The sequence below is a fragment of the Klebsiella sp. TF21-TM genome, assembly GCF_019753495.1.
GTDB classification, from domain to species: domain Bacteria; phylum Pseudomonadota; class Gammaproteobacteria; order Enterobacterales; family Enterobacteriaceae; genus Klebsiella; species Klebsiella quasipneumoniae.
Genome location: NZ_JAIJYL010000015.1, coordinates 89,027 through 108,918 on the forward strand (window position 1 = coordinate 89,027; position 19,892 = coordinate 108,918).

A 19,892-nucleotide genomic window follows, 5' to 3' on the forward strand; every position below is an offset into this window, starting at 1 on the left:
AGGGTACAGGAGGCCGCTCCGGTTAGTTCACCGGAGCGGTTATGGTGATAAAAATTAATGCTGCCGATAGTGCAGATCGTTTAAATACAGGGCCTTAAACTGCGCGTAGCGTTGCATCAGGGTGTGGTGGCGAACGGGATCCGCACGCCAGGTCTGCCAGACTTCCGGTTTTTCACATACCGCGGCGCGCCGCCGGTCTCTCCGCCTTTGTGGGTCACCACCGGCATAGCGAGAATATCGGCCAGCAGCTGGGCCCAGAACGGACTGCGGGCGCCCCCGCCCACCAGCGAGCATTGCGCGATCGGCGTCCCGCTCTCTTTCAATACCTGCAGGCCGTCGTTGATGCCAAAGCTCACCCCTTCCAGCACCGCGTAGCCGAGCTGGGCGCGCAGGCTGGAGTGGGTCATGCCCCAGAACATGCCGCGAGCGTCAGGATCGTTATGCGGGGTACGTTCCCCGGAGAGATAGGGCAGGAAGAACGGCGCGTTGGCCTTCTCCTCTTCGCTTAGCTCGGCAATCTCCGCCAGCAGCGCCACCTCCGTGGTGCCGGTCAGGCGGCAGAACCACTGCAAACAGCTGGCGGCGCTGAGCATCACGCTCATCTGATGCCACAGGTTCGGCAGAACGTGACAAAACGCATGGACCGCCGACTGCGGCGCCGGACGATAGGCGTCGGTCACCACAAACAGCACCCCTGAGGTGCCGAGCGAAATAAACGCGTCCCCCGGCGAGACCGCGCCGACGCCAATGGCGCTGACCGCGTTATCGCCGCCGCCCCCGGCCACCACCACCGAGGCGTTCAGCCCCCAGCGTTCGGCCACTTTCGGATCAAGGGTGGCGGAAACCTCGCAGCCTTCCACCAGCGTCGGCATCTGGCTGCGCGACAGACCGCACTTGTCCAGCAGCGCATCGGACCAGTCGCGCTTCGCCACGTCCAGCCACAGCGTCCCGGCGGCGTCCGACATATCGGAGACTTTCTTCCCGGTCATCCGGTAGCGCAGATAATCCTTCGGCAGCAGCACCGTGGCGGTGCGCTGAAAGTTTTGCGGCTCGTGACGACGCACCCACAGCAGCTTCGGCGCGGTAAAGCCGGGCATCGCCAGGTTGCCCGCCACCTGATGCAGCTCCGGCGCCATCTCCTCCAGCTCCGCGCACTCTGCGGCGCAGCGGGTGTCGTTCCACAGAATGGCCGGACGGATCGTCTCCCCCTTTTCATCCAGCAACACCGCGCCGTGCATCTGTCCGGAGAGGCCAATCGCCTTGACGGCCGGCCAGTGCTGGGCGCATTTTTCCCGCAGCGTGGCCATCAGATACTCCGTCGCCTCCCACCATAACTCCGGTGATTGTTCTGACCAGTGCGGATGAGGCCGCTGAATGCTCAGCGGCGCGCTATGGCTGGCGATAACCTGATTGTTCTCATCAATGACCAGCGCTTTGACTTCCGATGTGCCAAGATCGATACCCAGATACATAGCCACCTCTTATTTAATCAGCGTGTAAACGGCGGCGACTTTCTCGCGCATCAGCGCCAGGAAATCCGCGTTGTCGGCCAGGTCACCAAACAGGGCTTTATCGCGGGCGAAGACAGCCAGCGGATCCTGAGCCTCATACATCTCATGCACCGCCTGCTCATCCAGGATGCCGTCCTGGTACTGATACGGCAGGGTTCCCTTATGCCACTGCTCCATAAAGACGAAGAACAGCGCCGGCAGCATGGCGGTGGCTTGCGGGCGGACGCCGCGCTGATAGCACTCCTGCAGGGTTGGGGCGATCATCGCCGGAATTTTCGAGAAACCGTCGGCGGCGACGCGCTGGTTGGTGTCCTGGATATGCGGGTTGGTAAAGCGCTTGAGCACCACATCGCGGTAGGTCGGCAAATCAATACCGTTATCGCCCAGGCATGGGATCACATCTTCCGTGACGTAGCGGTCGGCAATGGCGTAGATAACATCGGTGAGTGTGCTTTCGTGAATATACTGCTGGCCGATTAAGGTCCCCGCCCACGCAATGCAGCTGTGCGACGCGTTCAGGATGCGGATTTTCGCCTCTTCATACGGGATAACCGACTCGACCATCTCCACGCCGACCGCTTCCAGGTTCGGGCGGGCATCGCGGAAGTTGTTCTCCACCACCCACTGGATAAAGGTCTCGCCCATGACCGGCGCCTTATCGTCAATGCCGGTTTGCGCTTTGATACGGGCCGGCAGATCGGCCGCCGGACGCGGGGTGATGCGGTCCACCATGGTGTTCGGACAGGTGGTATTGGCCGCCATCCAGTCAATCACCGCCTGTTTGCCGGTGAGTTGCAGGAACTCCACCATCCCGTCGTGGAAGCGCTCGCCGTTATGACGCACGTTGTCGCAGTTGAGCAGGGTCAGCGGCCCGGCGTTGTCCGCCATGCGCTTTTCCAGAATTCGCGCGAGGGTGCCGTAAATAGTTTTGCATTCGCCTTTCAGGTCAGCCTGCAGGTCGGGGTTGCTGGTTTCCAGCTGATGGCGGGTATTCAGGTAGTACCCCCCTTCCGTCACGGTAAAGGCGATAACTTTGGTTTGCGGGTTGGCCCCTTCGTTAATCAGCGGCTGCAGCCCGGCCTGCCACGGCAGCAGTTTCTGAATTGAGGTGATCTCTTCATATTCACGCGCCCCTTCCGGGCTGACGGTCTCCAGGACGTAACGTCCGCCCTGCGCCGCCAGCGCCTGCACCACCTGCTCGGCGTCGTTGCGAATATTGCCCGCCGCGATGCGCCAGCGCTTATCGCCGGAAGCGATCAGACGATGCAGATACCACGCCTGATGCGCGCGATGAAAAGAACCCAGACCGATATGAAGCCATGTGAATTGATTGTTCATGTTCTGCTCTCCTTGAGTGGATGGCGCCACTGTAATTGATCATTTGACCAAAATAAGAGCCACGGATCACAAAAGAGCAATTACCCAATTAAATTACAAATGACCAGTAAAGAGCAAAAGCTTGCCAGTTATGGCAACCACGGCGAGAATGCGGATATTCGCCGGGCCAATTGCGTGCCCTGGCCAGCAACTTAGGGCGGGAAACCATGAGTAAAGAAGACGATATCCGGTTGGATCAGAAGGTGCGTGCCGCATGGATGTACTACATCGCCGGCCAGAATCAGAGCGAGATCGCCAGCCAGTTGGGCACCTCCAGACCGGTGGTGCAACGGCTGATCGCCGCCGCGAAAGAAGAAGGGATTGTGTCGATTAATCTGCACCATCCGGTGGCGAACTGCCTCGATTATGCGCAGTTGTTGCAGGAAAAGTACCGGCTTATCGAGTGCAATGTGGTCCCCGCCTTTAGCGAAGAGAGTACCCTCGACAGCGTGTCGTTTGGCTGCTATCAGCTGATGGCTCGCTATCTGCAGGATGATAAAGAGAAAATCATCGGCCTGGGCTCGGGCCTGACCCTGAAAAAAGCGCTGCAGCGCATCGATTTCGACAGCCTGAATACCCGCTGCGTGGCGCTGATCAGCGCCATGGACGCCGACGGGCAGTGCAACTATTACGATGACGTGCCCCTGCTGCTCACCCGCAAAATTAAGGCCAAGTACTATCAGTGGCCTGCGCCGCGCTACGCCCAGACCGCGGATGAGTATGAGATGTGGTGCACCAATCGCTTATTCCGCAGCGTCTCTGGCGTCGCCCGGGAGGCGGACGTCATTTTTGTCGGCATTGGTCCGCTGGGCACGCAAAGTCCCATCTTTAAAGACGGCTTTATCAATCAGGCGCAGATGGATGAGGTGACCGCCCGCGGCGGCATCGGGGAGATCCTCGGGCGGTTTATCGATGCAGAAGGCGAGGTGGTAGACAGCGAGATCAACCGCATGATCACCAGCTATGATATCCGCCAGAACCACTGCCCGCGGATTGCCGCGGCCTGTGGAGAATACAAACGACCGGCGATCCTGGCCGCCCTTAAAGGCGGCTGGATCAACGGTCTGGTGACCGATGAACATACCGCGCGCTGGCTGCTGACGCGCTAACGGCGCGGACTGAGGACACATACAAAACGGTAACCCCGGTGCGCGTCGCGCCACCGGGGAACCCAACGATACTGGTGCTTATCAGGCGATAGTCACTTTCCCGTCGAGATAGACATCCTGCACGGCATTGATCAGCTTCACGCCGTCGGCCATCGATTTCTTAAACGCTTTGCGGCCAAGGATCAGCCCCATGCCGCCGGCGCGTTTATTGATCACCGCCGTGCGCACCGCGTCGGCAAGGTCGGTCTCCCCGCCCGCCGCGCCGCCGGAGTTAATCAACCCGGCGCGGCCCATGTAGCAGTTGGCCAGCTGGTAGCGCACCAGATCGATGGGGTTATCGCTGGTCAGTTTGCTGTACACCCGGTCATCGGTATAGCCGAAGTTAACCGCTTTGTAGCCGCCGTTATTCTCCGCCATCTTTTGCTTGACGATATCGGCGCCGATGGTGGCCGCCAGGTGGTTGGCCTGACCGGTCAGGTCAGCGGAAACATGGTAGTCGACACCGTCTTTCTTGAATGCCGAATTGCGCAGATAGGCCCACAGCACGGTGACCAGGCCCAGCTCATGGGCCCGCTCAAAGGCCGCGGAGATCTCTTCTATCTGACGACGCGATTGTTCCGAGCCGAAATAGATCGTCGCGCCCACGGCCACCGCCCCCATATTGAACGCCTGCTCAACGCTGGCGTAGAGGGTCTGGTCGTACTCGGTGGGGTAGCTCAGCGTTTCGTTATGGTTGAGCTTCACCAGGAAAGGAATACGATGCGCGTAACGGCGCGACACCGAGGCCAGCACGCCGTAGGTCGATGCCACGCAGTTACAGCCGGCTTCGATCGCCAGCTCGACGATATTTTTCGGATCAAAGTACAGCGGGTTGGCGGCGAAGGAGGCCCCTGCCGAGTGCTCCACGCCCTGGTCGACCGGCAGAATGGACAGGTAGCCGGTCCCCCCCAGTCGTCCGGTGTTGTACAGGGTTTGCATATTGCGTAGCACCGCCGGCGGCCGGTTGTTATCCACCATCACCCGATCAACATAATCTGCGCCAGGCAGATACAGCTGGTCGGCCGGAATGGTTATACAACGGTGCTGCAAAAGGCTCTCGGCATCTTTGCCCAGCAACTGCGTAATATCAGTCATAGCAATCTCCCGTAAGGCCGGCCGGAGCCGGCATGCATTATCCCAACCCAATTATTTTGGGCAGGTTAAGCCTGGTACCGACTTAGCCTATTTTCCAGCCGGGAGGGCATTTTTTCAGGAGATTCTGCTGTCCCGTTACGCTGCCATTTACCACCAGGCGTGGAAATGGTGTACCGGCCCGATGCCGTGGCCCACCTCCAGGGAGTCGGCCTGCGCCAGGGCCGCCGACAGCCAGGCCTTGGCCTCGGTAACGGTGGCCGCCCAGTCGGCGTGACGCGGACGCAGCGCCGCCAGCGCCGCCGAGAGCGTGCAGCCGGTGCCGTGCGTGTTTTTGGTCTGTACTCGCGGCGCGGTAAATCGCTGTTCCCCTTCGCGGGTGAAGAGCCAGTCCGGGCTCTCGGCATCGTCGAGATGGCCGCCCTTCATCAATACCGCGCCGCAGCCCAGCGCCAGCAGCGCCCGCCCCTGCTCCAGCATTTCGCGCTCGTTGCGCGCATGGGGTGCATCAAGCAGGGCGGCCGCTTCCGGCAGGTTCGGGGTGATCAGCGACACCTGCGGCAACAATCGTTGACGCAGGGTCTCCACCGCCGAGGCCGACAGCAGCGGATCGCCGCTTTTCGCCAGCATGACGGTATCCAGCACCACGTTGGCCACCCGGTAGCGCGCCAGCCGCTCGGCCACGGCTTCCACAATATCGGTTTCCGCCAGCATGCCGATTTTGGTGGTATCGATGCGCACATCGCTGAACACCGAATCGAGCTGCGCCGCCACAAAGTCCGGTTCAATACGATAGACCGACTGCACGCCGCGGGTGTTCTGCGCCACCAGGGCGGTGATCGCCGAGCAGCCGTAGGCCCCCAGCGCGGAGAAGGTTTTCAGATCGGCCTGGATACCGGCCCCGCCGCTGGGATCGGTGCCGGCGATGGTCAGAGCATTGATGCGTTTCATGCGCGCACCTCCTGATACAGCGCGTCGAGAAACGCCGGAACAAAGCTCCCGGGCCCCCCGTGACGGGCAGCGATTTCCCCGGCCTGCTTCATGAGCCCGCAGGCGGCGGCCACGTTTTCCAGCCGGTCTCCCGGCAGCGCCGCGCTCGCCGCCACCACCGCCGACAGCGCGCAGCCGGTGCCCACCACCCGGGTCATCAGCGCACTGCCGCCCGCCACGCTGAGCACCCGCTCGCCGTCGGTGACGTAATCCACCTCACCGGTGACCGCCACGACGGTGGTCAACTGACGAGCCAGCGCCTGGGCCGCCGGCAGCGCCGCGGCGGCCGTATCGGTGGTATCCACCCCGCGCCCGCCGGCGCTCATCCCGGCCAGCGCCAGAATTTCGGAGGCATTCCCGCGAATGGCCGCCGGCTGGAAGGCCAGCAGCGCGTGACAAAAGGCCGTGCGCACGGTCAGGGCGCCGACCGCCACCGGATCCAGCGTCCAGGGCTTGCCGGCCTGGCGGGCCTGCTCCACTGCAGCACGCATGGCCACTGCGCGATCTTCGGTCAGGGTGCCGACGTTGATTAACAGCGCATCGGCGATGGCGGCGAACTGCGCCGCTTCGCGGGGATCGATCACCATCGCCGGCGAGGCGCCGACGGCCAGCAGGACATTGGCGGTAAAGGTCTGCACCACGTCATTGGTCATGCAGTGCACAAGGGGGGGATGGGCGCGCAGCAGATGGCGCAGGTGCGCGACAGGCGCGGGATTCAACAGCTCAGGCATGGTTTGCTCCCGCCAGACGAGGTAGAAGCAATGACCCTGCGGTCTCTGACTTCCCTACGCTGGCATTATCCAGATCAGGTGGTACGGGTATTTCTCAGCCTTCAACGAAGAAGGGCACCCCGAGTCATAAAAGCGGTACAACATTTTCCTGAAGCAGGATATGAAATGTGGCGGTGTAACACAAGCTGACCGGCTTTTTTCCCCGTCCGCCAGCTAATACAAAAGGCGTAATTTCTGATTAAAAATATGTTTTTTGCAAGCAAAACTGGATGAATGTAAATGTGTGGTTATATTTAAAAAATCTGTAACAAACAGTCACCTGCGTTAAATCGGTAAAACCGAACGAACCATGCAATAAATGAGGATTCCAATGAAATTAACCCCGATAGTGAAAGGGTTAGCGTTAGCGGGCATGTTGAGTAGTCTCGCTTTCGCCGCCTGGGCAGATACGTCAGCCAAAGAGGCAACCGAAGCGACCAAAAAAGCGAACGATGCCCTCTACAACCAACTCCCCTTCTCCGATAACACCGATTTCACCAATGCGCATAAAGGCTTTATTGCCGCCCTGCCGCCAGAGGTCATCAAAGGCGAACAGGGCAATGTCATCTGGGATCCGGGCCAGTACGCCTTCATTAAAGAAGGGGAAAAAGCGCCAGAAACCGTAAACCCGAGCCTGTGGCGCCAGTCGCAGCTGATCAACATCAGCGGCCTGTTTGAAGTCACCGACGGGGTCTACCAGATCCGCAACCTCGATCTCTCCAATATGACAATCATTGAGGGCAAAGAGGGGATCACCGTCGTAGACCCGCTGGTCTCTGCTGAAACCGCCAAAGTTGGCATGGATCTCTACTATAAAAACCGGGGTAAAAAACCGGTCGTCGCGGTGATCTACACCCACAGCCACGTTGACCATTACGGTGGCGTGCGCGGCGTGGTTGATGAAGCCGACGTCAAAGCGGGTAAAGTAAAAATCTACGCGCCGTCCGGCTTTATGGAAGCGGCGGTGGCGGAAAATATCATGGCCGGGAACGTCATGAGCCGCCGCGCCAGCTATATGTACGGCAACCTGCTGAAGCCGGACGCTAAAGGCCAGGTGGGCGCGGGCCTGGGGACGACCACCTCGGCAGGCACCGTCACCCTGATTGCGCCAACCAACATCATTGATAAGGATGGCCAGAAAGAGGTGATCGACGGCCTGACCTATGACTTCATGCTGGCGCCAGGCTCCGAAGCGCCGTCAGAAATGCTGTGGTATATCGAAGAGAAGAAATTGATCGAATCCGCAGAGGATGTCACCCACACTCTGCATAACACCTACTCGCTGCGCGGGGCGAAGATCCGTGAACCGCTGCCGTGGTCGAAATATATCAACCAGGCGATCGTTCGCTGGGGCGATAAGGCTGAGATCATTATGGCCCAGCACCACTGGCCGACCTGGGGCAACGAGAACGTGGTTAACCTGCTGAAGAGTCAGCGTGACCTGTATCGTTACATCAACGACCAGACCCTGCGGATGGCTAACGAAGGCCTGACCCGCGATGAAATCGCCGCTAACTTTAAGCTGCCGGACGGCCTCGCCAATACCTGGGCTAACCGCGGCTACTACGGCTCGGTCAGCCACGATGTGAAGGCCACCTACGTGCTGTATCTCGGCTGGTTCGACGGCAACCCGGCCACCCTTGACGAACTGCCGCCGGAAGAAGCGGCGAAGAAGTTCGTCGAGTACATGGGCGGCGCGGATGCCATCCTGAAGAAAGCGAAAGAGGATTACGACCAGGGTAACTACCGCTGGGTTGCTCAGGTGGTGAGCAAAGTCGTCTTCGCCGACCCTAACAACCAGCAGGCGCGTCATCTGGAAGCCGATGCCCTGGAGCAATTAGGCTATCAGGCGGAGTCCGGCCCGTGGCGTAATTTCTACCTTACCGGCGCCCAGGAACTGCGCAATGGCGTGGTGAAAGGTCCGACCCCGAACACCGCCAGCCCGGACACCGTCCGCGCCATGACCCCGGAAATGTTCTTTGATTATCTGGCGGTCCATATCAATGGCGAAAAAGCGGGCAATGCGAAGTCGGTCTTCAATATCGATCTGGGCAATGACGGCGGTAAATATAAACTGGAACTGGAAAACGGCGTGCTGAACCACACCGCGAATGCGCAAGCCAAAGAGGCGGATGCCACCCTGACGCTGGATCGCGCCACCCTGAATAAAATCATTCTCAAAGAAGAGACCCTGAAGCAGGCGGAAGATAAGGGGGAAGTTAAAATCAGCGGTAACGGGGCTAAACTCGATGAGATGTTAGGCTATATGGACCCGTTTGACTTCTGGTTTAACATCGTGACGCCGTAATGATTCGCTGACGGCTATCCTGGTAACAAGGCGGTGCTCCCGCCTTGTTACCCTCTCCTGCCCGGTCAGTACTCCGCAGGCAGCGGTCGATCGATAGAGATCAGTTTGCCACGTTTCATCGTGATATATCCCCCCGCCTTTAAGTCCGCCAGCACGCGAAACACATGAGTGCGCGAAAGATTGGTACGCCGGATGATAAATAACGCCAGCCCCTCATTTTCACCCTCATGCGTATGCTGCCGATACAAATAGCGATACAGCATCGGACGAATCGTCTGGTAGCTGGTGACCTGGCGACGTTCATTGTGCAGGTCGATGGTAAAGATACTCATGAACACCAACACCTTCGCCAGCGCCTCAATGCGCTGCGGGTGGGTTGCAATAAAAAGGCGATCAAAAGTGGCGTAGGAAATTTTACGCAGCGTCACGGTTGCGCTTCCGGTATATTCAAATTTCGCCAGCGGGCAATACCGTTCCATCAGGCCAATCGGCATATGCTCAATAGTATTACCGATATTCAACCCATCATCCGGCATTAATATGGATAGCGAACCCTCGGTACAAAAATAAATATACCCCGGTTGCGGGCACCATTTTTTATTGGCGGCGAGAATAACCTCTTCACCTTCCACGAGGATATCGGCAAAAAAGTCGGCTATGGCTAACGTCTTATAATAACTATGTATTTCCTGGAAATTCATTCTCTGCCCTCGCCTGCGCCGTTAGCGACAGTATAGCAGCCCTCGCCTGCTAAAGACGAGGAGATCCTTTAGCGGCGCCGCGCCAGTCCCATATGGGACTATTCAGCGGAATATTAGTCTTTAGAATAAACGACAAGCCATTCACTTTTTAAGCGGGAGATATTTTTTATTTCCGCATAATAAATTACCTGAGAGGTAGTGATGAATTTAAATCAGATAGCCAAAAATCTGGCGCTGGCCGGAATGTTATCGTCTTTGTCGGTAACCGCCTTTGCCGCCGCGCAACAACAGGATGCCACACCGGCCACGCGGGAGGCGAACCAGGCGCTATACCGTAAACTGCCGTTTGCGGATAAAACCGACTTTAACAACGCCCATCAGGGATTTATCGCGCCCCTGCCGCCGGCGATGCTCAAAGGTGACCAGGGAAATATTATCTGGGATCCGGCCAAATATAATTTCGTCAAAGAGGGCGAAAAGGCGCCGGACACCGTCAATCCCAGCCTGTGGCGACAGTCGCAGCTGCTTAATATCGGCGGTCTGTTCAAAGTCACCGACGGCGTTTACCAGATCCGTAATCTCGATCTTTCCAATATGACCATTATTGAAGGCAAAACCGGGATCACCATCATCGACCCGCTGCTAAGCGCCGAACCGGCCAAAGAGGCTCTGGCGCTCTATTTTGCCCACCGGCCGAAAAAACCGGTGGTGGCGGTGCTGTTTACCCACAGCCATGTGGACCACTACGGCGGTATCCGCGGGGTGGTGGATGAAGCCGATGTCAAAGCCGGAAAAGTGAAGATTTACGCCCCGGACGGCTTTATGGAAGAAGCGGTTTCCGAAAATATCATGGCCGGTACCGCAATGAGCCGCCGCGCCAGCTATATGTATGGCAACCTGCTGAAGCCGGACGCCAAAGGTCAGGTTGGCGCCGGTCTCGGCACCACCACCTCGGCGGGTACCGTCACGCTGATCCCGCCGACCAACTACATTACCCATACCGGTCAGCAGGAAGTGATCGACGGCCTGACCTATGACTTTATGATGGCGCCGGGCTCGGAAGCGCCGTCTGAGATGCTGTGGTATGTCAAAGAGAAGAAAATGATCGAGGCGGCAGAGGATGTCACCCATACCCTGCACAACACCTACTCGCTGCGCGGCGCCAAAATCCGCGATCCGCTGGCGTGGTCGAAATACATCAACGCCGCCATCGACCGCTGGGGCAACGATGCGGAAGTGATTATCGCGCAGCACCACTGGCCGACCTGGGGCAACGACAATATCGTTAAGCTGATGAAAGGTCAGCGCGATATGTATCGCTATATCAACGACCAGACTCTGCGGATGGCGAATTTGGGCATGACCCGCGATGAGATCGCCGCCAACTTCAAGCTGCCGGAGTCCCTTGAGAAACAGTGGTCCAGCCGCGGCTACTACGGTTCCGTCAGCCACGATGTGAAAGCGACCTACGTCTTCTACCTCGGCTGGTTCGACGGCAACCCGGCCACCCTCGACGAGCTGCCGCCAGAGCAGGCGGCGAAGAAGTTCGTGGAATATATGGGCGGCGCCGATGCCATCATGCAGAAAGCCAAAGCCGACTACCAGCAGGGGAACTACCGCTGGGTGGCGCAGGTGACCAGCAAAATCGTCTTCGCCGATCCGAACAATCAGCAGGCGCGTCATCTGGAAGCCGACGCCCTGGAGCAGCTCGGGTATCAGGCGGAAGCCGGGACCTGGCGCAACTTCTACCTCACCGGCGCTCAGGAGCTGCGTAACGGCGTGCAGAAACTGCCGACGCCGAACACCGCCAGCCCGGATACCGTGCGGGCGATGACGCCGGAAATGTTCTTCGATTACCTCGGGGTGCATATCAACGGCGAAAAAGCCGGGGCGGCTAAAGCGGTCTTTAACATCGACCTCGGTAAAGACGGCGGCAAGTACAAACTGGAGCTGGAAAACGGCGTGCTTAACCATACCGCCAATGCGGTAGCCGACAACGCAGACGCCAGCATCTCGCTCAGCCGCGACACCCTGAATAAGATCATCCTGAAACAGGAGACGCTGAAGCAGGCTCAGGCCAACGGCGAGGTTAACATTAGCGGCAATGGCGCTAAGCTCGACGAAATGCTGAGCTATATGGACACCTTTGCCTTCTGGTTCAACATCGTCACCCCGTAAGCGCAACGCGCCCCACGCTCCCCCGCCGCCTGCCAGGCCGCGGGGGAATTTTATCTTCAGGCAAACGCGCCGAGGGTTTGCCATCCCCCCGCCCGCGGCTCAAAATACGCTGAGGACAACTTTTTGCGCGGAGGTATTTATGGCGCTTTATCACCATGCGCTGGTACTGATTAACAGCAGTCAGGACGGCGTCCCGCTGCTCGAGCATGCCGCCAGAATGGCGGAAGAGAACGGCATGCGCATCACTATCGCCCACATCAGCACCGACTACCGGGCGCTGAACTATGTTTCCGACAGCCTGCGCGACGATCAGGTCTCGCAGGAGGTGATCCAGGCCAAAGCCCTGCTCAACGAGCTGGCCTGCACCGTCTCCCTGCCGGTGGATACCCTCTCGCTGGTGACCACCCGCCGCTTTGAAGATGTCGAAACCTGCGTTCGACAGCGGCAGATCGATTTAATTATTGCCGGACACCATAACCGGCTGCTGGGCGTCCTCTCCTCACACTCGCTGGAGTACATCAACCACTTAACCATAGACGTGCTGATCAAGCACCTGCCCTAGCGCAAGGCGGCCTGCAGCAGGGAAAAACAGTCTTCGATAAGCGGCGGCAGCGCCTGCGGCCCGCGCATCAGGGCCACCGTGCGGGTCAACGCCGGCTGCTGCAGCTGGGCGACCTTGAGCGCCGGGTCCTGCAGATGGGTGGTGTACAGCTCCGGCAGTATCGCCACGGCTAAGCGCGAGCGCACCAGGCCATACAGGGTTTCGATATAGTCCACCTGGTAGCGGGTGGTCAGCGTCAGGCGATGGCTCTCCACTAATGCCGCTACCAGCCGCTGAATATTGCCCTTCGAGAAGACGGCAATGTCCCGCCCCACCAGCTGTTTCCACGGCAGATGCGCCTGCGCGGCCAGCGGATCGTCGCGGTGCAGCACCGCCACGAAGGGATCGTCGCGCAGCGGATAGACCAGCAGTTCTGCGGGCAGTGAGCTGTCGATCGCCCCGATGCCGAAATCAATCTCGCCGCGCAACAGCGCCTGGATGAGCGCATCGTTAGTCTGATCGTGAAATTCAATACGCAGGCGGGGAAAGGCCTGGGCCAGGGTCTGCGGCAGCAGCGGAAACAGCAGCGAACTGACCGACGGCACCAGGCCGATGCGCACCGTCCCGTCGCCGCCCGCCTCGACGATCTGCTGCATATCGAAAAAGGCCGCCTGCGCCACGCTGAGGATCCGCTGGGCGTGGGGTAAAATCGCCGCCCCCAGTTCAGTCAGGGTGACCGCCGAAGCGGTGCGGTTGACCAGCTTGCCGCCGAGCACCGTTTCAATCTGCCGCAGAGCGCTGCTCAGCGCCGGCTGGCTAATCGCCAGCCGACTGGCGGTATCGGTAAAATGGCGCAGCTGGGCCAGGGTGACGAAATACTGAAGCTGTTTAAGAGAGAGCGCGGGCAGCCGCTGCCAGGGTTCGTTCATCATCGGGTTCGCTACGGTGGTCCTGCACAATAACCCGAGCTTATCGGGTGATAAATTTATTCATCTGGGCAAACGTTTGCTGTGCCCCTAGAGTATCCGCATTATCCTTGTGCCGGAGTGGTTATGTCCAGCAATGCTCAAGTCCGCCGTCGCGCCGTGCAGGCCGCGCGCGGCGAATCCCCGTTTGATCTGCTGTTGGTCGATGCGCAGATCGTCGATATGGCCACGGGCGAAATCCGCCCGGCTGACGTCGGTATCGTCGGCGAGATGATCGCCAGCGTCCACCCGCGCGGCAGCCGCGTCGACGCCCATGAAGTGCGTTCCCTGTCCGGCGGCTACCTGTCGCCCGGCCTGATGGACACCCACGTGCACCTTGAAAGCTCCCACCTGCCGCCCGAGCGCTACGCCGAAATCGTCCTCACTCAGGGCACCACCGCGGTGTTCTGGGATCCGCATGAGCTGGCCAATGTGCTCGGCGTCGAGGGCGTGCGTTACGCGGTAGACGCCAGCCGCCACCTGCCGCTGCAGGTGATGGTCGCCGCGCCGTCGAGCGTGCCCTCCACCCCCGGCCTCGAAATGTCTGGCGCCGATTTCGCCGGCGCGGAAATGGAGACCATGCTCGGCTGGCCGGAAGTGCGCGGCGTGGCGGAAGTGATGGATATGCATGGCGTGCTGCACGGTAGCGAGCGGATGCAGGAGATTGTCCAGGCCGGTCTCAACAGCGGAAAACTGATTGAAGGCCACGCCCGCGGGCTGAGCGGCGCCGACCTGCAGGCCTACCTCGCCGCCGGCGTCACCTCCGATCATGAACTGACCTCGGCGGACGACGCGCTGGAAAAACTGCGCGCCGGGCTGACGATTGAGATCCGCGGCTCGCACCCCTACCTGCTGCCGGATATCGTGGCGGCGTTGAAAACGCTGCCGCACCTCTCCTCGCAGATCACCGTCTGCACCGATGACGTGCCGCCGGATATGCTGCTGGAGAAAGGCGGGATCATCGCCCTGCTCAACCTGCTGATCGAGCATGGATTACCGGCGGTCGATGCGCTGCGTTTCGCCACCCTCAACGCCGCTATTCGCCTGCAGCGCCACGATCTCGGGCTGATTGCCGCCGGGCGTCGCGCCGACCTGGTGGTGTTTGATTCCCTGGAGAAACTGGCGGCCCGCGAAGTCTACGTTGGCGGGGAACGGCTGGCCCATGCCGGCCGCCTGCTGAAGCCGATCGCCCCGGCGCCGGGCGTGACGCCGCCGCGCGATACCTTGCAGATAGCCCCCCTCGCCGCCGATGACTTTATCCTGCGCATCAAGGGCATTCGCCACGGCGTCGCCCGCCTGCGCCATATCCGCGGCGCGCGCTTCACCCAGTGGGGCGAGGTCGAAGTGCAGATCCGAGACGGCCAGGTCCAGCTGCCCGCCGGCTTCAGCCTGATCTGGGTCAAGCACCGCCACGGCCGCCATCAGGCGACGCCGCAAATCGCCCTGCTTGAAGGCTGGGGCGAGCTGCGCGGCGCCATCGCCACCAGCTATTCCCACGATTCACACAATCTGGTGGTGCTCGGGCGCAATGCTGAGGATATGGCGCAGGCGGCCAACCAGCTTATCGCCTCCGGCGGCGGGATGGCGCTGGCGCAACGGGGCGAGATCCTCGCCCATGTGGCGATGCCGATTGCCGGCATGCTGTCGGATCTCCCGGCCGCCGAGCTGGCGCGTCAGTTCCGCGAGCTGCGCGATCTGAGCAGCAAAGTCGCCGACTGGGAGCCGCCGTACCGGGTCTTTAAGGCCATTGAAGGCACCTGTCTTGCCTGTAACGCCGGGCCGCATTTAACCGATTTGGGTCTGACCGACGGCGGCAGCCGCCAGATAGTCGACCCGTTGATAGCCTGCCGGGAAACCCCGGCGCCAACGCCTCACAACAATAATCCTCAGGGAGCCTGAGCATGGCCGATAACACACTTCACTCTTCCGCCCGCGATAACTGGCTGGAGCGCCGCTTTGCGCTGCGCTCGCGCGGCGGCACGCTGCGCAGCGAATGCCTGGCCGGGATCACCGGTTTTCTCGCCGCCGCCTATTTACTGGTGGTCATCCCGGGACTGCTGGCGATCGGCGGAATGGACAAAGGCGCCGCCACCACCGGCACCATTCTGGTCTTCGTCGTCGGCTCGCTGCTGATGGCGTTTTACGCCAACCTGCCGTTTATCGTCGGCCCGGGCATTGGCGGCTCGGTGCTGGTGGGGGTCACGCTGGCCGGTAGCGAGGGGATTGGCTGGCAGACAGGCCTCGGGATCGCCTGCTGGTCGGGGGTTCTCTTCTTCCTGCTGACCCGCTTTGGCCTGCGCGAAGTGGTCACCCGCTCGGTGCCGCAGTCGATCAAGCTGGGGCTGACGGCCTCCATCGGCCTGTTCGTCGCCGTCCTCGGCTTTCGCAACGCCGGGCTGGTGCTCGCCAATGCCAAAACCAACGCCCTGATGCTCGGCGACTTCCTCGCCCCCGGCGCGCTGGTGGCGCTGTGCGGCCTGTTCCTGGCGATAGCCCTGCAGGCGCGTAAGGTGCCGGGCGCCATTTTGTGGGCCATTCTGTGCGCTACCCTGGTGGGGATCCCGTTCGGCGTCACGAAACTGCCGACGCATTTTATCGATGTCCCCCACTCGCTGGCCCCGGTGCTGGGAGAGGTTGACCTGCTGGGGGCGTTAAACATCGCCTTCCTGCCGTTCCTGTTCGTCTTTTTCGCTTCTGAGTTTTTCTCCACCATGGGGACGACGCTGGCGGTGGGCGGCGAGGCGGGTCTGCTGGATGAAGAAGGCAACATGCCGCAGATTAATCGCCCGTTTATGGTCGATTCGATTGCCGCGGCGCTCGGCCCGTGGGTAGGTATTCCGGCGGCGACGGCGCTGATTGAGTCCTCGGCGGCGGCGGAAGCCGGCGGCAAAACCGGCCTCACCGCGCTGTCAGCGGCGGTGATGTTCCTGCTGATGCTGCTGTTCACGCCGGTGGCGCTGATGATCCCGAAGGAGGCCACCGCCCCGGCGCTGATCCTGATCGGCCTGAACATGTTCAGCGGCCTGCGCAAAGTGGATCTCGGCAACTTCACCGACGGCCTGCCGGTGCTGATGATGGTGATGATCACCCTCATCGCCAACAGCTTCGGCACCGGCATCGCCGGCGGGCTGCTGTTTTACATTGTGATCAAGGCCATCGCCGGCAAGTGGCGGGAAATCCCGATTGGCCTGTGGGTGCTGGCCGTCCCGCTGGTCTACTACTTCGCGACCTTAGTTAGACATTAAGCCCTTCACAATGTGATTTCACCTCTTCATATAACAAACGCACCGCGGCAGAGAGCTGTTTGCGGTGCGGACAAATCAGGTTCAACGGCACCACATCCCCCTGGTAACGCGGCAGCAGGCGCCGCAGGCGACCCGCCCGCAGATCGTCGCTGACGTCGAGCATCGATTTATAGGCAATGCCCTCCCCGGCCACCGCCAGCCGGCGGATCACCTCCGCGTCATCGCTCATCACCGTGCCGGAGACCTTCTGCTGCAGGACTTCGCCGTCGAGGCTCAGCGACCAGCGGTCGAACGGGCGGCCGCGCAATATGTAGATCAACGCATTGTGCTGGCCGAGCTCCTCAAGGGTCTGCGGCTCGCCGTGGCGGGCGATCCACTCGGGAGAGGCCACCAGCACCCGACGATTTTCCGGCGCCACCGGCAGCGAAATAAACGAGGCGTCATCGTTATTGCCATAGCGAAACGCGACGTCCACCGGATCTTTAAACACGTCGGTCAGCTGGTCGGAAAAGAGCAGCCGCAGGCGCAGCGCCGGGTGGCGTTGCCGAAAGTCGCGGAACAGGGTCAGGAGCAGGTTACGCCCGAGATCCGACGGCACGGCGATCTGCAGCATGCCGCGAATTTCATCGTCCGGGGTCTGGATCTTCTGCAGGCCGGCCTCGAGGGTATCGAGCATCTGGGTGGCATACGGCAGCCAGGTCTCCCCCTCCGGCGTCAGGCGCAGGCTGCGGGTCGAGCGGGCGAACAGGCGAATATTGAGGATCGTCTCCAGACGCTTAATCGCCGCGCTCACCTGCGCCGGTTGCTGCCCCGCCTCGCGCGCGGCGTCGCTAAAACTGCCCAGTGCCGCGGCGCGGACAAATAAGGTCAGATCTTCCAGCCTGAACATGCCGATTCTCCCCTGCTTCAGATTGCTCCCAAAATAGGCATCACCGTCGCTGCAACGCAAGCGGCGCAGGACTTGCGCCGTGTTTTGCTTACACTTTTTAAAAATCCAGTGCTTGCCATTTCAGCAACGCATCAGGAATGATACGAGGCTGCTATTTTGAGTCCAGGTAATATTGAGGAAACTATGCGTAAAACAAAAATGATGCTTCTGGGCGTACTCCTTGCCACCGCCGGCGCCAGCTGGACGGCTTCTGCCGCGGGGATCGATCAGTATGCGCTGAAAGAGTTCACCGCCGACTTCACCCAGTTCCACATTGGCGACACCGTTCCGGCGATGTACCTCACCCCCGAATACAACATCAAAGGGTGGCAGCAGCGTAATCTGCCCGCGCCGGACGCCGGCAGCCACTGGACCTATATGGGCGGTAACTACGTGCTGATCACCGACACCGAAGGCAAAATCCTCAAGGTGTACGATGGCGAGATCTTCTATCATCGCTGATCCGCTCAAACTCCGCATCCGCCCCGGCGAACCAGCGGACTCTCCGGCGCTGCGCCAGCTCTTTCTGCGGGCGCGCAGTATGTCGTGGACCTGGCTTCCCTCCACGACGTGGCGGCTGGAAGATTTCGATGCCGCCACCGCGGATGAACAGCTGTGGGTCGCGGAATACGACGGCCTGCCGGTGGGCTTTGCCGCCGTATGGACCGCCGATAACTTTCTTCACCATCTGTTCGTCGACCCGGACTGGCAGGGCAAGCATATCGGCAGCGCGCTGCTGGCGCAGGTCGAACGGACCTTTACCGCCAGCGGGACGCTGAAGTGCCTGATGGAAAATAAAAACGCCCTGCGCTTCTACCAGCGTCACGGCTGGACCATCGAAGCACAGGGCGCCTCGCCCGAGGGCGGATACTGGCTGATGCGCTCGCCGCGGCCTTAAACGGCGCGGAAGGCAATCTCACCCGGGATCACTTCTCCCTGCCAGTACATCTGGGCCGCCACCCGACCCGCCAGCTGGCGGTAGATGTCGGTAAATTCGCTTTCCGGACGCGCCACCACCGTCGGCGTGCCGTTATCCAGATCTTCCCGCAGCGTAATATGCAGCGGCAACTGGCCCAGCAGCTGGGTGTGGTATTTCTCGGCCAGTTTTTGCGCGCCGCCGGTGCCGAAGATCGGCTCATGGTGCCCGCAGTTGCTGCAGATATGCATGCTCATGTTTTCCACGATCCCCAGCACCGGCACTTCCACTTTTTCGAACATCACGATGCCTTTTTTGGCGTCGATCAGCGCGATATCCTGCGGCGTGGTGACTACCACCGCGCCGGTGACCGGAATGTTCTGCGCCAGCGTCAGCTGGATGTCGCCAGTGCCCGGCGGCATATCCAGCACCAGGTAGTCGAGATCCGGCCACAGGGTCTCCTGCAGCATCTGCATCAGCGCCTTGCTGGCCATCGGCCCGCGCCACACCATGGCGTTGTCGTCGGTCACCAGGTAGCCGATGGAGTTGGTGGCCAGACCGAACTTCATGATCGGCGCCATATGGGTACCGTCCGGCGAGGTCGGGCGGCTGTCTTCCGCGCCAAGCATGGTCGGAATCGACGGGCCGTAGATATCGGCATCCAGAATGCCCACCTTCGCCCCTTCCGCGGCGAGCGCCAGCGCCAGGTTTACGGCAGTAGAAGATTTACCGACGCCGCCTTTCCCGGAGCTGATGGCGATAATGTTCTTCACGCCGTTGATGCCGGGCTGGTTTTTCACGCGCTTGAGGGTCGCGATGCTGTGGGTCAGCTTCCAGTCGATGGCCTTCGCGCCAGTGATGCGCAACAGCTCGGCGCTGCACTGCTCTTTGAGCGCTTCGAAGGCGCTGCTCCAGACGAACGGCATTTGTAGCTCGATATGAACGGTATCGTCCAGCCAGGCGACATGGTGCAGCGCCTTGAGGGTGGTGAGATTATGCTTCAGGGTTGGGTGCTGGAAATTGGCCAGCGTCCCGGCGACCATCGCGCGGAGGCGCTCGGGGGATTTGGCCTGGGATTGCGAATTCATCCCGACTCCTTTGTTGTTTTGAGATGCTTTCAGTAATCACAGAGTTTATCACAGTAAAGGATTATCCATATATGGGCAGCCATTTATGGCGCACCCACAGCCCTTTTGGTAATATCGGAAGCCCTTTTTACAAC

At 60.4% G+C, this 19,892-nt stretch carries 16 protein-coding genes, 1 pseudogene and 1 riboswitch; of the genes and pseudogenes, 8 read left to right on the forward strand and 9 right to left on the reverse strand.

Going from position 1 to position 19,892, the window contains the following annotated elements; translation table 11 throughout:
- Positions 1–54 precede the first annotated feature (54 nt).
- Positions 55–1,472, reverse strand: a pseudogene (gene xylB, locus K5R89_RS15750) (xylulokinase).
- 9 nt (positions 1,473–1,481) lie between these two features.
- Positions 1,482–2,849 carry a D-arabinitol 4-dehydrogenase gene (gene dalD, locus K5R89_RS15755; protein ID WP_072422118.1) on the reverse strand — a complete coding sequence of 456 codons (1,368 nt, stop codon included), beginning with the start codon at positions 2,847–2,849 and terminating at the stop codon, positions 1,482–1,484.
- A 206-nt stretch (positions 2,850–3,055) separates the two neighbouring features.
- Here dalD and K5R89_RS15760 point away from each other — a divergent pair, with 206 nt between their 5' ends.
- On the forward strand, positions 3,056–3,997 hold the full coding sequence (locus tag K5R89_RS15760; RefSeq protein ID WP_044524179.1) for a sugar-binding transcriptional regulator: 942 nt from the start codon (positions 3,056–3,058) through the stop codon (positions 3,995–3,997).
- 81 nt (positions 3,998–4,078) lie between these two features.
- On the opposite strand, the gene fbaB is transcribed toward K5R89_RS15760, so the two are convergent.
- The 3 genes from fbaB to thiM all read right to left on the reverse strand — a co-directional run bounded on the left by fbaB (position 4,079) and on the right by thiM (position 6,849).
- Positions 4,079–5,131, reverse strand: coding sequence for a class I fructose-bisphosphate aldolase (gene fbaB, locus K5R89_RS15765; protein ID WP_004201578.1), 1,053 nt, complete (start codon positions 5,129–5,131; stop codon positions 4,079–4,081).
- A 147-nt stretch (positions 5,132–5,278) separates the two neighbouring features.
- A complete protein-coding gene (gene thiD, locus K5R89_RS15770; protein WP_009307429.1) occupies positions 5,279–6,079 on the reverse strand; it encodes a bifunctional hydroxymethylpyrimidine kinase/phosphomethylpyrimidine kinase in 801 nt (266 codons plus the stop codon).
- Positions 6,076–6,849: a hydroxyethylthiazole kinase gene (gene thiM / locus K5R89_RS15775; RefSeq protein WP_217259316.1), complete on the reverse strand. Its 774-nt coding sequence runs from the start codon at positions 6,847–6,849 to the stop codon at positions 6,076–6,078. Before thiM ends, thiD begins: the two co-directional genes overlap by 4 nt.
- Before the next feature lie 34 nt (positions 6,850–6,883).
- A riboswitch (TPP riboswitch) is annotated at positions 6,884–6,981 on the reverse strand.
- Between the two features lie 238 nt (positions 6,982–7,219).
- Here thiM and K5R89_RS15780 point away from each other — a divergent pair.
- Entirely contained in the window at positions 7,220–9,196 is a 1,977-nt protein-coding gene (locus K5R89_RS15780; protein ID WP_023290409.1) for an alkyl/aryl-sulfatase, read from the forward strand.
- Between the two features lie 65 nt (positions 9,197–9,261).
- Here K5R89_RS15780 and K5R89_RS15785 read toward each other — a convergent pair whose 3' ends face one another.
- Entirely contained in the window at positions 9,262–9,897 is a 636-nt protein-coding gene (locus K5R89_RS15785) for a helix-turn-helix domain-containing protein (protein ID WP_044524189.1), read from the reverse strand.
- A gap of 201 nt (positions 9,898–10,098) precedes the next feature.
- On the opposite strand from K5R89_RS15785, the gene K5R89_RS15790 reads away from it, so the two are divergent.
- Together K5R89_RS15790 and K5R89_RS15795 are read left to right on the forward strand one after the other, a co-directional pair.
- On the forward strand, positions 10,099–12,075 hold the full coding sequence (locus K5R89_RS15790; protein ID WP_217259321.1) for an alkyl/aryl-sulfatase: 1,977 nt from the start codon (positions 10,099–10,101) through the stop codon (positions 12,073–12,075).
- A 139-nt stretch (positions 12,076–12,214) separates the two neighbouring features.
- Positions 12,215–12,637, forward strand: coding sequence for a universal stress protein (locus tag K5R89_RS15795; protein WP_023290412.1), 423 nt, complete (start codon positions 12,215–12,217; stop codon positions 12,635–12,637).
- Here the strand turns inward: K5R89_RS15795 and K5R89_RS15800 are convergent.
- Complete coding sequence (locus K5R89_RS15800; RefSeq protein ID WP_044524193.1) at positions 12,634–13,548, reverse strand: LysR family transcriptional regulator; 915 nt, start codon at positions 13,546–13,548, stop codon at positions 12,634–12,636. The two genes, K5R89_RS15795 and K5R89_RS15800, sit on opposite strands and share 4 nt — an antisense overlap.
- Before the next feature lie 120 nt (positions 13,549–13,668).
- Between K5R89_RS15800 and K5R89_RS15805 the strand changes: the two genes are divergently transcribed.
- Positions 13,669–15,480 carry an adenine deaminase gene (locus tag K5R89_RS15805; RefSeq protein ID WP_023290414.1) on the forward strand — a complete coding sequence of 604 codons (1,812 nt, stop codon included), beginning with the start codon at positions 13,669–13,671 and terminating at the stop codon, positions 15,478–15,480.
- A gap of 2 nt (positions 15,481–15,482) precedes the next feature.
- Positions 15,483–16,826 (forward strand): NCS2 family permease, encoded by a 1,344-nt coding sequence (locus tag K5R89_RS15810; RefSeq protein WP_023290415.1) that lies wholly within the window; start codon positions 15,483–15,485, stop codon positions 16,824–16,826.
- On the opposite strand, the gene K5R89_RS15815 is transcribed toward K5R89_RS15810, so the two are convergent.
- Complete coding sequence (locus tag K5R89_RS15815; protein WP_032453496.1) at positions 16,816–17,715, reverse strand: LysR family transcriptional regulator; 900 nt, start codon at positions 17,713–17,715, stop codon at positions 16,816–16,818. The genes K5R89_RS15810 and K5R89_RS15815 overlap by 11 nt on opposite strands.
- A 183-nt stretch (positions 17,716–17,898) precedes the next feature.
- Here K5R89_RS15815 and K5R89_RS15820 point away from each other — a divergent pair, with 183 nt between their 5' ends.
- Together K5R89_RS15820 and K5R89_RS15825 are read left to right on the forward strand one after the other, a co-directional pair.
- Complete coding sequence (locus tag K5R89_RS15820; protein WP_004201590.1) at positions 17,899–18,216, forward strand: RcnB family protein; 318 nt, start codon at positions 17,899–17,901, stop codon at positions 18,214–18,216.
- Complete coding sequence (locus K5R89_RS15825) at positions 18,191–18,652, forward strand: GNAT family N-acetyltransferase (protein WP_048336190.1); 462 nt, start codon at positions 18,191–18,193, stop codon at positions 18,650–18,652. Before K5R89_RS15820 ends, K5R89_RS15825 begins: the two co-directional genes overlap by 26 nt.
- Here the strand turns inward: K5R89_RS15825 and apbC are convergent.
- Positions 18,649–19,758: an iron-sulfur cluster carrier protein ApbC gene (gene apbC, locus K5R89_RS15830; protein ID WP_023290418.1), complete on the reverse strand. Its 1,110-nt coding sequence runs from the start codon at positions 19,756–19,758 to the stop codon at positions 18,649–18,651. The two genes, K5R89_RS15825 and apbC, sit on opposite strands and share 4 nt — an antisense overlap.
- Positions 19,759–19,892: the final 134 nt, after the last annotated feature.

Coding starts and splice junctions, on each gene's coding strand:
- K5R89_RS15815 (WP_032453496.1), bottom strand. CDS start 17,715: ATGTTCAGGCTGGAAGATCTGACCTTATTTGTCCGCGCCGCGGCACTG.
- K5R89_RS15800 (WP_044524193.1), bottom strand. CDS start 13,548: ATGATGAACGAACCCTGGCAGCGGCTGCCCGCGCTCTCTCTTAAACAG.
- K5R89_RS15810 (WP_023290415.1), top strand. CDS start 15,483: ATGGCCGATAACACACTTCACTCTTCCGCCCGCGATAACTGGCTGGAG.
- thiD (WP_009307429.1), bottom strand. CDS start 6,079: ATGAAACGCATCAATGCTCTGACCATCGCCGGCACCGATCCCAGCGGC.
- apbC (WP_023290418.1), bottom strand. CDS start 19,758: ATGAATTCGCAATCCCAGGCCAAATCCCCCGAGCGCCTCCGCGCGATG.
- K5R89_RS15820 (WP_004201590.1), top strand. CDS start 17,899: ATGCGTAAAACAAAAATGATGCTTCTGGGCGTACTCCTTGCCACCGCC.
- K5R89_RS15825 (WP_048336190.1), top strand. CDS start 18,191: ATGGCGAGATCTTCTATCATCGCTGATCCGCTCAAACTCCGCATCCGC.
- fbaB (WP_004201578.1), bottom strand. CDS start 5,131: ATGACTGATATTACGCAGTTGCTGGGCAAAGATGCCGAGAGCCTTTTG.
- thiM (WP_217259316.1), bottom strand. CDS start 6,849: ATGCCTGAGCTGTTGAATCCCGCGCCTGTCGCGCACCTGCGCCATCTG.
- K5R89_RS15795 (WP_023290412.1), top strand. CDS start 12,215: ATGGCGCTTTATCACCATGCGCTGGTACTGATTAACAGCAGTCAGGAC.
- K5R89_RS15790 (WP_217259321.1), top strand. CDS start 10,099: ATGAATTTAAATCAGATAGCCAAAAATCTGGCGCTGGCCGGAATGTTA.
- dalD (WP_072422118.1), bottom strand. CDS start 2,849: ATGAACAATCAATTCACATGGCTTCATATCGGTCTGGGTTCTTTTCAT.
- K5R89_RS15805 (WP_023290414.1), top strand. CDS start 13,669: ATGTCCAGCAATGCTCAAGTCCGCCGTCGCGCCGTGCAGGCCGCGCGC.
- K5R89_RS15760 (WP_044524179.1), top strand. CDS start 3,056: ATGAGTAAAGAAGACGATATCCGGTTGGATCAGAAGGTGCGTGCCGCA.
- K5R89_RS15785 (WP_044524189.1), bottom strand. CDS start 9,897: ATGAATTTCCAGGAAATACATAGTTATTATAAGACGTTAGCCATAGCC.
- K5R89_RS15780 (WP_023290409.1), top strand. CDS start 7,220: ATGAAATTAACCCCGATAGTGAAAGGGTTAGCGTTAGCGGGCATGTTG.